Raw genomic sequence first — 13,220 nt, 5'->3', positions numbered from 1 at the left:
TTGGTTAAGCCCTTTCAAAGCCGCGTGCGATTTCCCAATCGGTCACGACACGGTCGAATTCTTCTTGTTCCCATTCCGCAGCGCGGGTGTAGTGATCGACCACATCATCGCCCAACGCCTCACGCAGAAATTTCGATTTCCGAAGTGTCTCGGTCGCCGCGCGCAGGGTCTGGGGAATATCGGCGGCCTTGGCATCCTCATAGATATCGCCAGTTGTCGCAGGCGCTAGTTTCATCTTGTCTTCGATGCCTTTGATCCCTGCCGCCAGCATCGCAGCCTGTGCAAGATAGGGGTTCAGATCGGACCCGCCAATGCGACACTCGACCCGCACGCCCTTGGTATTTTCGCCGCACAACCGAAAGCCCGCCGTGCGGTTATCAACGGACCAGACGGTCTTGGTCGGCGCAAATGTCCCACGCGCGAACCGCTTATAGCTGTTGACGTAGGGCGCGAGGAAATAGGTATAATCGGGCGCGTAGTTGATCAGGCCTGCCATGTAGTGGCTCATCAGTTCCGACATGCCGTGTTTGGCGGGTTTGTCATAAAATGCAGCCTCGTCGTCTTTCCAAAGCGATTGATGGACGTGGCTGGATGAACCGACACGATCCTTGTCCCACTTGGGCATAAACGTCGCTGCACGACCGTTTTGCCATGCGATTTCTTTCACCGCGTGCTTGGCGATGGAATGGTAATCGGCGCAGTCGAGCGCGGGGGAATATCGGATGTTCAGTTCTTCTTGCCCGGCTTCGGCTTCGCCTTTTGTGTTTTCAATGGGCAGACCCGCAGCAAAAAGGTGATTGCGGATCGGCCGCATCACGTCCTCTTCTTTGGTGGTCTGGAAGATGTGGTAGTCTTCGTTGTAGCCACTGATCGGCTGCAGGTTACGGAAACCCTCTTTGCGGATTTCATTCAGGCTTTTCTCGAACAGGAAAAACTCAAGCTCTGTGGCCATCTTGGCCTCATAGCCCAGTGCCGCGAGCCGCTTGATCTGCTTTTTCAGGACCGCGCGAGGGGAATGGGGGACGGGTTCGTGAGTGTGATGGTCAAGCAGGTCACAAAGCACCATCGCGGTGCCCGCGAGCCACGGGACCAGCCTGATCGTGCCAAGGTCCGGCGCCATGATGTAATCGCCATAGCCCGCTTGCCAACTGGTCGAGGCATAGCCATCCGGTGTGGCCATTTCGAGGTCGGTGGCGAGCAGATAGTTGCAGCAATGGGTTTCCTTGAACGATGTCTCGACAAAGTTCACAGCGTGGAAACGCTTGCCCATCAACCGGCCCTGCATGTCCACAAAACACACAAGGACGGTATCAATTGATCCGTCCGCAACGCGGGATTTCAGGTCGTCAAAAGTCAGTGTGCCGGGCATGTTGTTTCCACTTTGCGCGAAGGGTGTGGAGGCGGCAACGCGCCGCCCCCACAGTTGTTGTTTAGCCGTAACGGTAAGGACGTCCAGCTTTGACCATGTCGGCGTTATATTGCTTGAAGATATCAACCACGCGCCGTTTGACGTCACTTTCGGCTGCAATTTCTTCCCAGAACACTTGCGCTTCCGCTTCCACGGTTGCCCATTCTTCGTCGGGAATTGACGTCAATTCCATCTTGGAGCCGTTGACGCGCAGATCGGCCTCGCCGCCCCAATACCACCACTGACGGTAGTAGTGCGACTGATCACTGCAGACGCGGAACAGCGTTTGCAGATCTTCCGGCAATTCGTTCCAGCGATCCATATTGGCAAAGAACGACCCTGCCCATGCACCCGAGATGTTGTTGGTCAGGAAGTAGTTGGTCACGTCGGCCCAGCCAACCGTGTAGTCTTCGGTGATGCCGGACCATGCGATACCGTCAAGTTCGCCTGTTTGCATTGCCACTTCGATGTCTTCCCACGGCAGGTTGACCGGAACAACGCCAAAGCGGGTCAGGAAACGACCAGCGGTCGGGAAGGTGAAGATGCGTTTACCTTCCAGATCGGCAAGGCTGGTGATCGGGTCTTTGGTGGCAAAGTGGCAGGGATCCCATGCACCGGCGCTGATGTGTTTGACGCCGACCTTGGAGTATTCCTCGTCCCAAATCTCGTTCAAGCCGTATTTGTTGAACAACACAGGCACATCAAGCGAGTAGCGCGAACCGAACGGGAAGTAACCGCCAAAAACGGTAACTTCGGTCGGTGAGGCCATTGAATCGTCATCCGACTGCACGGCGTCGATCGTGCCGCGCTGCATCGCCTGAAACAGTTCGCCTGTGGGGACCAGTTGGTCCGCGAAGAACAACTCGATCTGCATGCGGTCGCCTGCGATTTTGTTGAACATTTCAATGGCTGGCACGATCACCTCGGCTGCCAAAGCAGCACCGGCGTAGGTTTGCATCCGCCATTGAATGGTGCTTTGCGCCAGGGCTGGTGTTGCCAGAGCTGCAGCCGGGGCGATCGCCGCCCCTTGGATAAATCTACGTCTTGAAGTCATGTCTTCTCTCCTTGGTTGGGTTTCGACCGCCTTGGGGCGGCTCTTATATGGTTAGTTATAAACGTAGCTTGGAAGCCACGTGGCGATAGCGGGGAAGACCATGACCAGTGCAAGCGCAAGAACCATGATCAGCACAAATGGCGTGATAGAAGAATAGATGTCGCGCAGTGTAATTTCGGGCGGCGCCATCGCCCGCATCAAAAACAGATTATAGCCAAAGGGCGGCGTCATATAGGCGATCTGCGTCGTGATCGTGTAAAGGATACCATACCAGATCAGATCAAACCCAAGCTCCCCGACAAGCGGCACATAAAGCGGCGCGACAATCACCAGCATCGCTGTGTCGTCAAGGAAGGTGCCCATCAGGATAAAACTAAGCTGCATCAGGATCAGGATCATCCAGGGGCTTAGGTTCAGGCGCTCGGTAAATACGGATTCAATCGCTTTGACTGCGCCCAACCCGTCAAACACAGCGCCAAACGCAAGGGCGGCGAGGATGATCCACATGAACATACAGGTGATGCCCAAGGTATTGCGCACCGAGTTTTCGAATACCTCGCGTGTCATGCGCCCCTTCAGCACGGCTGCAACAAATGCGGCAATCGCGCCGATTGCAGAGCTTTCCACAAGCGAGGTCCAGCCCTTCACGAATGGCACCATCATCACTGCGAAAATGATGATAGGCAGTAGACCCGCGCGGAGTAGCCGAAGCTTTTCGGCGCGCGGAATGTCACGCTCGGCGGCGTCCAGAACCGGCCCAAGCACCGGATTAATCCGGCAACGCACAACGATATAGATAATGAATAAGCCAGCCATCATCAGGCCCGGAATGACCCCCGCCAGCCAAAGCTGTCCGACGGGTTGGCGGGCAATCATTGCATAAAGTACCAAGACGACAGAGGGCGGCACAAGGATGCCCAAACTCGACCCCGCTTGGATCACGCCCGTCACCATCCGTTTATCGTAACCCCGCTTCAACAACTCCGGCAAGGCAATGGTTGACCCGATGGCCATACCCGCCACGCTTAGCCCGTTCATCGCGGAAATCAGCACCATCAAGCCGATTGTGCCAATCGCAAGGCCGCCGCGCAGCCCGCCCATCCAGACGTGGAACATCTTGTAGAGGTCGTCCGCGATCCTACTTTCCGACAGAACGTAGCCCATGAAAATGAACATCGGTAACGTCAAAAGTGGATACCATTTCATCAGCTTCATCGCCGCTGAAAACCCGAGATCAAAACCGCCCTTGTCACCCCAAAGCAGCAAGGCGGCCACAACGGCGATGAACCCGATTGCGCCAAAGACACGCTGACCGGTCAGCAACATCAGCATCATCGATGAAAACATCAGAGTGGCGATCAATTCATATGACATCAGACAGCTTCACCGTTGATGCGCAACACGTCCTTGAACAGCTCTGAAATGCATTGCAGCAGCATCAGGAACATCCCTAAAATCATGATTGATTTGACCGGCCAAAGGTAGGGACGCCACGCCGAGGACGAGCGTTCCATGCGGCCGATTTCCTCGCTGCCTGTGATCAATCCGCCAAAGAACGAGAACGGTTCGGTGCCCCAATAGCCCAGCGAATAAGCAGTCGAGCTGATGGCACCGAAGAGCAGAACACAAAGGTAGAAGATCAGGAACAGCACGGTGAGCAGGTCAAACCACGCCTTCTTGCGCACCGACCACTCGCCATAAAGCAAATCCATCCGCACATTCGAGCCAAGCTGGATCGAATAGGGACCGCCAAGAATGTAATAGGCAACCATCACAAACTGCGCCATTTCCAGCGTCCACAATGTCGGCAAGAAGAACGTCTTGCTAATCGAGGACCAAAGCAAAACCCCCATCAGGACAAAGATACCGTACATGGCGATGCGCCCGACGCGGTAGTTCACGGCGTCAACAGCGCGGATATATCCCTGCATGATCCCTAGCATTGCACGCCTACCGGTACCTTCAGAGCCGCAAGAGCACCGGACAGCCAGTTGGCAAGGCATGCCGACATGGCATCCTGTTGCTGCGGGGTTTCAATCAGATCGTTGCGAATTTCGAGCATAACATTCAGGTGGCCCGCCTTGATCGCGTGCTCTTTCAGCGTGTGGGTCACGCCATCCGCCGGGCCGTAGGGTTCGTTGATCATGACATTCATACCCGTATACGCCTGCACAATCTGCATCATCGCATCGGACAGGCGCGCATCCGTGTCGTGCAAAACGCCAATTTCAACCGCGCGCGGTTTTGCGTGATAGATCGGTGTGAAACTGTGCACGGTGACGAGGATAGGATCCGGCGTGGCCGCAATTGCCGCCGCAAGGCTGGCGCGAAACGGGTCGTAAAAGCGGGCCGTGCGGTCTGCGCGTTGCGCCGCTGTCAGGTTCGCATTGCCCGGCACATCAGTTACCTCGCTGTGGGCCGGCATAGCATCGGCAGCGGATGGCGGCCGGTTGCAATCATAAACCAAGCGCGACACGTTTGATGCGATCAGTTTGGCGTCAAAGCGCTGCGCCAAACCGCGTGCCACTTCCAACGCACCGGGGTCCCATGCCACGTGGCTTTGTCGTGCGGCCTCATCCAAACCAAGTTCACCAAACGCAGGCGGAATAAACCGGCTCGCATGTTCGCACACCACAACCACAGACGACCGCCCCTCGGGATTGAGGACCATAACCGGGTCATTTGGTAAGGCAGGCTGCATGTGATTCATCTACGGTCCCCGCGGACAGCGTGCTTGCTCGACCAGACCAAAGTCAATAAAATTTTGAAAAAAATTTCACAGCGACGCGCGCTTTGGTATATATTGAACAAAATGGAGGCGCGGATGACCGAAGCAACACAGACAATATCTGACCGCATCCAACAAAAGCTTGATGATCTTACCCGTGCGGAACGGCAGTTGGCCCTGTCGATCCTCGAAAATTATCCAGCCTCCGGCCTTGGTCCACTGGCGGCCCTTGCCAAGGATGCAAATGTATCTGTGCCCACTGTCGCGCGCATGGTGCAAAAGCTTGGTTATAAGGGCTATCCAGATTTTCAGTCGGAATTGCGCGAAGAGCTGCGCGCCAAGGCACAGAACCCGATCGCTAAGCATGACACATGGGCCGAAGCCGCCCCCTCCGAGCACCTCTTGAACAGGTTCACGGATGCGGTAATTGATAACATTCGCCTGACACTTGGGCAGATCAACCCTGACGACTTCGATGAAGCCTGCAGGCTGGTCGCAGATCAGTCACGCCACCTTTTCATTGTCGGCGGGCGGATTACACATACTTTAGCCGAGTATTTCTACCTCCACATGCAGGTCATCCGTCCCGACCTTACGCATGTTCAGTCCACATCGAACACATGGCCGCACTACCTTTTGAACGCAAAAGAGGGCGACGTTTTTGTGATCTTCGATGTGCGGCGATACGAAAACAACACGCTGAAACTGGCCGAAATGGCACATGTCCGCGGTGCCAAGATTATTCTCTTTACCGACCAGTGGCGCTCGCCGGTGCATCATCTCGCAGATATCAGCCTAAGCTGCCGGATCATTGTCCCCTCGGCATGGGACTCAAGCGCGACGACAATGCTTTTGGTTGAAACCATGATTTCCTCCGTTCAGAACCTGAACTGGACCGAAACCAAGGAACGGATGGAAACACTGGAAGATATGTTCGATCAAACAAAATTGTTCCGGAAGTTTACTTAGCTTTTCACTGCCTTCGTCGGGCATCCCGCAATCGTGGACACGTCGTCGCACGGGCTTTCATTGATGATAATCCGGAAGCATTGTCGCCATTGCAGCAGTCAAACGGTTTGGAGAGATGTATCTTGGGTGCATTCACTGAACAAGTAGTGGCAACAGTGCGGTTCAGAACGCGTCTTGCCCAAAGCTGCCGTATCCGGGGTTAACATAATCTGCGATGCGGCTTTCCCAATGAGGACCTCGAGACAAGGTCTGTTCCTTAACACAGGCCCAAAACTCTGTGTTTACGCAGGATGCCAATTTGCTAATCCGCAATGAGCTTTTACAAGCGACACCCTTCAAAGCCTGGCGTTGGAGGCGCGATCAAGTTAGGCCGTCTGCCGCAAACGGCGGGTGTCAATCGCAGAGTAAAAATGGGCCATATCGCGGCGTTGTCCTGTGCGGGGACCGAGGTGGCGAATGTGGTGGTCAGGGCCACGGCACTGACGAAAGCGAGAGGTTTCATGTCGGGTACTCCTTTGGTTCGTTGTCTACATCTTTGTGATGCGATCACAGGAACGTTGGAGGATCATTTCTACTTTGATATGTGGAAATTGAAATGTAACTGCGAGCAAAATGTTCTTAACTAGGGGTCAGATTACGCCGCTGGAACGGATATCTTGGACAGAGAAATCAATCAGGGCGCGGATTTTGCGTGGCAAGACCCGCCCCTCCAGATAAACAGCGCTCACGCTGCTCGTTTCTGTCTCGTAGCTTTCCAAAAGCTCTACGAGAGCTCCGCTTGTGAGGTCATCACACACCGCGAAATGGGGTACGTAGGCGATGCCTAGGCCCGACGTTGCCAGTTCTGCAGCAGCGCGCGCCGAATTTACATGGAACCGCCCCCGAATATTTGCGACCTGTTCGGTTCCGTCTTTACTGAATGTCCAATGACGCGGCCTGCGGCGGTTGGTGTCGACGATACAAGCATGATGCTCAAGATCACCGGGGCGCGCGGGTTCACCATGCGCATCGAGATAGTCACGACTTGCGACCAGTCTTGAGTGCAGCTCTCCCAGCCTACGCTCTTTGAGCGACAAGACTTCTGACCGCCCGATCCGAAAGGCGACATCGATGCCGTCGCGCGCAAGGTCGACATATCCGTCGTCGAGACGCAGGTCAAATGTCAGTCCTTGATTGGCTTGCGCAAAGCGACGGATCATACCGACGACATAGCGCTCGCCGAATGTCACCGGGGCCGACATGCGGATCACGCCGGAAAATCCACGTGATCCTTCTGCTACCTCAGCCAGCAAATCATCCAATTCATCCAAAAGCGATGGGGCGCGGGCCAGAAGGTCCTCACCTGCTGGGGTCAGCCCGACCCGTCTGGTTGTGCGTTGGAACAACCGAACGCCGAGCCGCTGTTCCAACTCGGCGACATACTTTGAGGTCAATCGGTTCGACACGCCAAGCTGGTCGGCGGCCGCCGTAAACGATCCGGTCTGCGCGGTGGCCACAAAGGCCTTGAGTTCGTCGGTGATATCCATCGGCGCCCATTCGGAACAATTTGTTCAAAGTCATTCAATAACATCGTCATTTTGTTGATGATGAGCAACCCGTAAATTGAGGTTAGAACACAGCCCGGATCGAATGGGCATTTGAAAGGATAAAGACATGAATATCGCAGTTATCGGAAAAGGAAATGTTGGCACTGGCCTTGCAGCCGTGCTCAGCGCTGCTGGTCACGATGCAGCGGCCTTTGGTCGCGATGACGACTTGGCACGCGCGGTGTCGAATGCGGAGATTGTGATCCTCGCGACACCTTACAACGCCGCAGAAGATGTTGCTGGCAAAGCAGATTTCAACGGAAAGCTGGTCATCGACGTCTCAAACCCTGTGAAGGAAGACTTCTCTGGCCTTCAGGTCGGGCTGGACACCTCAGCGGCCGAGCAAATCGCGGACCTCATGCCTGGTGCCTCTGTGGTGAAGGCCTTCAACACGATCTTTGCCCAGCACTATGCATCGGGTCTCTCGATCGATGGAACGCCGCTTCAAACCTACGTGGCCGCCGACGACGAGGTCGCACGGGCGCGCGTCAAAAAGCTTGCCGGTGACATGGGCCTTGTTGCGATTGATGCAGGCCCGCTGGCAAATGCGCGTTACCTCGAGCCTATGGGCTTCATGAACATTCAATTCGGCTATGTGCTTGGTCAAGGCGTTGAAATCGCGCCTCAATGGCTGGTGGCCTGATCCACACTGAAAGGAACAAAAAGATGTCTAACACGTCCAATTCCGACTACGCCGCCACTTTGCTGCGTGTGTCCTCTGGCATAGCTTTTCTGGCCCACGGGCTCTTGAAGGTGAATGTATTCACCATCGCGGGCACGGTTGGCTATTTCGAAAGCCTTGGCCTGCCGGGGATCCTTGCCTATCTCACCATCGCCGCCGAATTGGCGGGGGGTGTGGCACTCATCCTTGGGATTGCAACCAGACCTGTCGCGCTGGCCTTGATCCCTGTTTTGCTCGGCGCCACATGGGTCCACGCTGGCAACGGCTGGCTGTTCTCGAGCGAGGGCGGCGGCTGGGAGTTCCCATTGCTGTGGGCCATTCTGCAGGTCGCGATCGCGCTTTTGGGCGCGGGTGCTTACGCTATGCGCATTCCCGTCCTGCAAAAGACACTTGGCAAGTTTGCCTGAGCAAAAGGGGCCGCCTTTGGGTGGCCCTACTACCCATAAAAGGATCGCGTTATGAGCCCCGTAAAAGCCCTGTCGGCCCTGCGCGACAGCCTATCCCTGTCTGAGCGGATGCCGCTTGTTTTTCTGGGCCATGGCAGCCCGATGAACGCCATCGAAGACACAAGTTTCAGCCGTACCTGGAGCACGCTTGGCCGCACCCTGCCACGCCCCAAAGCCATCTTGGTCGTGTCGGCCCACTGGATGACCCGAGGCACCACTTTGGTGGATGTCTCGGCCATGCCGCGCACAATTCACGATTTTTACGGCTTTCCTGACAAGCTTTTCGCCCAGCAATACGACGCCCCCGGCGATCCCGAACTGGCGCGTGAGGTCGTGTCGCTGCTGGCCAGCCACCACGCAGAAGGCGACGAAACTTGGGGGCTGGATCACGGCGCTTGGACGGTGCTCAAGTTCCTCTACCCCGATGCGGATGTGCCCGTGTTCCAGGTCTCGATCGATATGACCAAGGGCCTCGCGTACCAGCTGGAGATCGGCCAGACCCTGACCGAGTTGCGCGACCGAGGCGTTCTTATTCTGGGCTCGGGCAATATCGTCCACAATCTGGGCGCTGTGAACTGGCGACCCAATAGCAAGCCGCATGATTTCGCGTTGGCATTCGATGCGCTCTTTACGGAAAAGCTGGCCGAGCGCGACTTCGCCGCCTTGGCCGATCGAGCAGGGTTGGGGCACCTTCTGACGGCGGCCCATCCGACGGTGGATCACTACCTGCCGGCGCTCACAATTGCTGGGGCGTCGGACGCCCGCGATGACCTTACTTACATGACCGACAGCATCGATCTGGGATCGATCTCGATGCGGTCCTTTGTCTTTCACGCTGCTTAAGGAGAAGCCCGGTGCTTGTTGACGGTAAGTGGATGGAAAATTGGCAACCCGTGCAGAAGGTCGATGAAAAGGGGCGTTTCGTGCGTCAGGTGTCGAGCTTTCGCAATTGGATCACACCTGATGGCAGCGCCGGCCCCACCGGAGACGGCGGCTTTGCAGCCGAGGCCGGACGGTATCGGCTTTATGTGGCGCTGATCTGCCCTTGGGCGTCGCGCACGCTGATCGCGCGCAGGCTCAAGGGGCTGGATGCGCTGATACCCGTGACCGTGGTCAGCCCAATGCTCACGGATCAGGGTTGGCAATTCGGCGGCTATCCCGGTGCCGACGAGGACCCGCTTTTGAGGACCGATTATATGCACCAAATTTACACCCATGCCGATGCGCATTTCACAGGCCGCGCCACCGTTCCGGTGCTCTGGGACATGAAGCAAAACGTGATGGTGAACAATGAAAGCGCCGACATCCTGCGCATGTTCGACACCGCTTTCGAGGAGCTGGTGCCGTCAGACCTGCGGCTTTACCCCGCGCATCTTGCCTCTGACATCGACACGCTGAACGCCGAGGTTTACGATCGCCTCAACAACGGGGTCTACAAAGCTGGGTTTGCAGGCTCGCAAGAGGCCTATGACGAAGCAACTGACGGTGTTTTCGCCACGTTGGACATGCTGGAAGACCGCCTGACCGGCCCCTACGTCTTTGGCGACCAATTGACCGAGACGGATATCCGCATTTTCGTGACGCTAATCCGCTTTGACGCGGCCTATCATGGGCTTTTCAAAACCAACCGCCGCCAAATTTCCGACTACCCGCGCCTTTCCGCTTACATGGCGCGCATCCTGTCGCTGCCGGGTGTTGCGCAGACGGTGAACATGGACCACATCACCCGCGGCTACTACTCGATCAAAGCCCTAAACCCCACTGGGATCCGCCCAGTCGGTCCGGCGCATATTCTACGTCTTCTCGACGAATTGGCGTAGGTTTGCATCCTGGTTTGCCATTTCGTTTTTTGGCCAAGACTCGTCTGGCTTCAGACAGAAGAGGATACAGGTTAACTGACCGCATCGGCAGTGTGATCTGCAACGCAGAGATAAACAGGCTGGAAACTCGAAGCGATGCTACGTCAGCGAAGTCCGAAAAACGAATGACGGCAAAGTGTCAGTTCATGCGCCGTGCAGCGAATAGTCGCTACACCGCAGCTGAAGGTGCATCTGCGCTCGGTGTTCGCTGCAGGACACGGTAGACAGTTGGCCGGGAGACGTCGAACAGCTCTGCCAGATCGCTGACCGAATAGTCGCCCGTGTGATACATGCGGCGCAGCTCTGTTTGGCGGCGATCCGACAACTTCGGTGTCTTGCCCTTCAGTTTGCCATTGGCGCGGGCGATGGCCATGCTCGATATCATCGACGGTACTATTCAGGGCCAGAGCCTCCGTCTGGTGACCCGCGCGGGCGCCGCCGCGCCCACACCGGACCAGATCAAGGCGGGCATCACCGCAAAGATCAACGCCGCCGCACCGCGCTTCGAGGATGCGTTCATGGATCTGCTGGGTGGCGGCCCAAAACTACGCTCGCCTTTTGCCAACATGTCCACAAAGGATCCGGACCGGCGCGAGGATGTCGTCGTCGCCGAAAACCTGACCCGGCATTTCGGCAGTTTCACGGCGGCCGACAACATCAGTTTCAGGGTCCGGCGCGGCGATATCTTCGGGCTGATCGGCCCCAATGGTGCCGGAAAATCGACCACGTTCAAGATGCTGAACGGGTTGTTGAAGCCCTCATCAGGCAATGCGCGTGTGGCCGGGCTTGATCTGGCGCGCGCGCCGGGCAAGGCGCGTGCACGTCTGGGCTATATGGCGCAGAAATTCTCGCTTTATGGCGATCTCAGCGTCCGCCAGAACCTGAACTTCTTTGCGGGTGTCTACGGGCTTGGCGGCGCTCGGCGGCGCGACGTGATCGACCGGATGACCGAAACATTCGCGCTTGGCCCTTATCTTGGCAGCGACGCGCACGCACTGCCGCTTGGGTTTCGCCAGCGCCTCGCGCTGGCCTGCGCGGTGATGCACGAACCAGATGTGTTGTTCTTGGACGAGCCAACGTCGGGTGTCGATCCGCGCACGCGTCGCGAATTCTGGTCCCATATCAATGCAATGGTCGGAACCGGCGTGACCATCATGGTCACGACGCATTTCCTCGATGAAGCCGAATACTGCGACCGCATTGCGCTAATCTATCGCAGCCGGATGATCGCGCTGGATACACCGGACGCGCTGAAGGCGGGGGTGGTGTCGCAGGGCCTGCCCGAACCGACGCTTGAAGACGCCTTCGTGGCACTGGTCGAGGCCGACGACGCGGCACAGGTGGCAGCATGAGCGCGGCTCCGACAGGCGAACGCGCCCGCCGTATGCGCGGGCTGATCGTCAAGGAAACCAGGCAGGTGATGCGCGATCCCTCGAACCTGCTTGTCGCCGTCTTACTGCCGCTGTTGCTGCTGTTCCTGTTTGGCTATGGCATCAGCCTCGATCCGCGATCCTACAGTATCGGGCTGGTGGTCGAGCAACCGACGCCCGAGACCGGCAGTTTTACGGCAGCCCTGCACAACTCGCAGATATTTGAGATCGAAACTGCGCGCGACCGCCGCGCCTTCGAGCCGGCACTGATCGCAGGTGATATTCGTGGCATTGTCGTGCTGGCAGCCGACTTCTCGGACCAGATATATCGTGGCGAAACGGCACCCATTCAAGTGATCGTCGATGGTGGCGATCCCAACACCGCCCGTCTGGTTGAGGGCTATCTTGAGCTACTGTGGGCCAATTGGCTGGCGACCGAATCTCTCAGCCGGTCACGCGCGCTCTTGCCTTTGCCGATCACCGTAGAACCGCAATTCTGGTACAACCCGGAGTTGGCCAGCCGCTACTCGCTGATCCCCGGGTCGATGGCGATCATCCTGACGCTGATCGGCGCACTTCTGACCGCGTTGGTTGTCGCCCGCGAGTGGGAACGCGGCACCATGGAAGCGCTGCTTGCCACACCGATCGGCCGGTTCGAGCTTCTACTGGGCAAGATCGTGCCGTATTTCCTGCTCGGCATGGGCTCGACGATCCTATCCACTGCTGTCGCCGTCGCAGTTTTTGGCGTGCCGTTTCGCGGCTCGTTCCTGATGTTGGCAGTGGTATCGGCGGTGTTCATGCTGTCGGCGCTCGGTCAGGGACTGCTGATATCAACGGCGACGCGCAACCAGCTTGTCGCGGCGCAGGCGTCAATCCTGTCGGCCTTCCTGCCGGCGTTTTATTTCTCGAATTTCGTGTTCGAAGTCGACAGCATGCCCTGGCCGCTCCAGGTGATTGCATGGGCGGTTCCGGCAAATTATTACGTATCCAGCCTGCAAACGCTGTTTCTGACTGGCGATATCTGGCCGGTTCTACTGCCTGATATGGCCGCTCTGCTGGCAATTTCCGTCGGCTTTTTCGTTCTGACGGTGTTGTCCACCCGCACAAGGCTGGATTAG

Annotated in this window: 14 protein-coding genes; 7 read left to right on the top strand and 7 right to left on the bottom strand. The window is 57.0% G+C overall.

The genetic code is table 11. The annotated features are described in order from the left end of the window. Positions 1-4: 4 nt before the first annotated feature. The 5 genes from FTO60_RS00940 to FTO60_RS00920 form a co-directional block, all read right to left on the bottom strand. A complete protein-coding gene (locus tag FTO60_RS00940) occupies positions 5-1,369 on the bottom strand; it encodes a glutamine synthetase family protein (RefSeq protein ID WP_148054209.1) in 1,365 nt (454 codons plus the stop codon). A gap of 61 nt (positions 1,370-1,430) precedes the next feature. Then, on the bottom strand, positions 1,431-2,462 hold the full coding sequence (locus tag FTO60_RS00935) for a TRAP transporter substrate-binding protein (protein ID WP_148054208.1): 1,032 nt from the start codon (positions 2,460-2,462) through the stop codon (positions 1,431-1,433). 51 nt (positions 2,463-2,513) lie between these two features. Next, positions 2,514-3,836 (bottom strand): TRAP transporter large permease subunit, encoded by a 1,323-nt coding sequence (locus FTO60_RS00930; protein WP_148054207.1) that lies wholly within the window; start codon positions 3,834-3,836, stop codon positions 2,514-2,516. Continuing rightward, on the bottom strand, positions 3,836-4,405 hold the full coding sequence (locus FTO60_RS00925; protein ID WP_148054206.1) for a TRAP transporter small permease subunit: 570 nt from the start codon (positions 4,403-4,405) through the stop codon (positions 3,836-3,838). Before FTO60_RS00925 ends, FTO60_RS00930 begins: the two co-directional genes overlap by 1 nt. Further along, positions 4,399-5,133 (bottom strand): N-formylglutamate amidohydrolase, encoded by a 735-nt coding sequence (locus FTO60_RS00920; RefSeq protein WP_254696850.1) that lies wholly within the window; start codon positions 5,131-5,133, stop codon positions 4,399-4,401. Before FTO60_RS00920 ends, FTO60_RS00925 begins: the two co-directional genes overlap by 7 nt. A gap of 153 nt (positions 5,134-5,286) precedes the next feature. On the opposite strand from FTO60_RS00920, the gene FTO60_RS00915 reads away from it, so the two are divergent. Next, a complete protein-coding gene (locus FTO60_RS00915; protein WP_148056998.1) occupies positions 5,287-6,159 on the top strand; it encodes a MurR/RpiR family transcriptional regulator in 873 nt (290 codons plus the stop codon). A gap of 629 nt (positions 6,160-6,788) precedes the next feature. On the opposite strand, the gene FTO60_RS00910 is transcribed toward FTO60_RS00915, so the two are convergent. Then, on the bottom strand, positions 6,789-7,685 hold the full coding sequence (locus FTO60_RS00910; RefSeq protein ID WP_148054204.1) for a LysR family transcriptional regulator: 897 nt from the start codon (positions 7,683-7,685) through the stop codon (positions 6,789-6,791). 127 nt (positions 7,686-7,812) lie between these two features. Here FTO60_RS00910 and FTO60_RS00905 point away from each other — a divergent pair, with 127 nt between their 5' ends. Genes FTO60_RS00905 through FTO60_RS00890 form a run of 4 tightly spaced genes read left to right on the top strand, consistent with a single transcriptional unit; the run spans position 7,813 to position 10,693 of the window. Next, positions 7,813-8,388: an NADPH-dependent F420 reductase gene (locus FTO60_RS00905; RefSeq protein WP_148054203.1), complete on the top strand. Its 576-nt coding sequence runs from the start codon at positions 7,813-7,815 to the stop codon at positions 8,386-8,388. 23 nt (positions 8,389-8,411) lie between these two features. Then, entirely contained in the window at positions 8,412-8,834 is a 423-nt protein-coding gene (locus tag FTO60_RS00900; RefSeq protein WP_148054202.1) for a DoxX family protein, read from the top strand. Between the two features lie 51 nt (positions 8,835-8,885). Next, positions 8,886-9,716, top strand: a complete 831-nt coding sequence (gene ygiD, locus FTO60_RS00895) for a 4,5-DOPA dioxygenase extradiol (RefSeq protein ID WP_148054201.1) — start codon at positions 8,886-8,888, stop codon at positions 9,714-9,716. Positions 9,717-9,727: 11 nt separating this feature from the next. Beyond that, positions 9,728-10,693 carry a glutathione S-transferase family protein gene (locus FTO60_RS00890; RefSeq protein ID WP_148054200.1) on the top strand — a complete coding sequence of 322 codons (966 nt, stop codon included), beginning with the start codon at positions 9,728-9,730 and terminating at the stop codon, positions 10,691-10,693. 208 nt (positions 10,694-10,901) lie between these two features. Here the strand turns inward: FTO60_RS00890 and FTO60_RS00885 are convergent, their stop codons facing one another. Beyond that, positions 10,902-11,105, bottom strand: coding sequence for a helix-turn-helix domain-containing protein (locus FTO60_RS00885; protein WP_197738506.1), 204 nt, complete (start codon positions 11,103-11,105; stop codon positions 10,902-10,904). Here FTO60_RS00885 and FTO60_RS00880 point away from each other — a divergent pair. Together FTO60_RS00880 and FTO60_RS00875 are read left to right on the top strand one after the other, a co-directional pair. Next, positions 11,104-12,084, top strand: coding sequence for an ABC transporter ATP-binding protein (locus FTO60_RS00880; protein ID WP_197738505.1), 981 nt, complete (start codon positions 11,104-11,106; stop codon positions 12,082-12,084). The genes FTO60_RS00885 and FTO60_RS00880 overlap by 2 nt on opposite strands. Continuing rightward, on the top strand, positions 12,081-13,220 hold the full coding sequence (locus FTO60_RS00875; protein WP_148054198.1) for an ABC transporter permease: 1,140 nt from the start codon (positions 12,081-12,083) through the stop codon (positions 13,218-13,220). The genes FTO60_RS00880 and FTO60_RS00875 overlap by 4 nt, the downstream gene beginning before the upstream one ends.

The organism is Octadecabacter sp. SW4, assembly GCF_008065155.1.
Classification (GTDB): Bacteria; Pseudomonadota; Alphaproteobacteria; order Rhodobacterales; family Rhodobacteraceae; genus SW4.
Note: the sequence above shows the minus strand (reverse complement) of the source record. Positions and strands in the feature narration are given on the sequence as shown.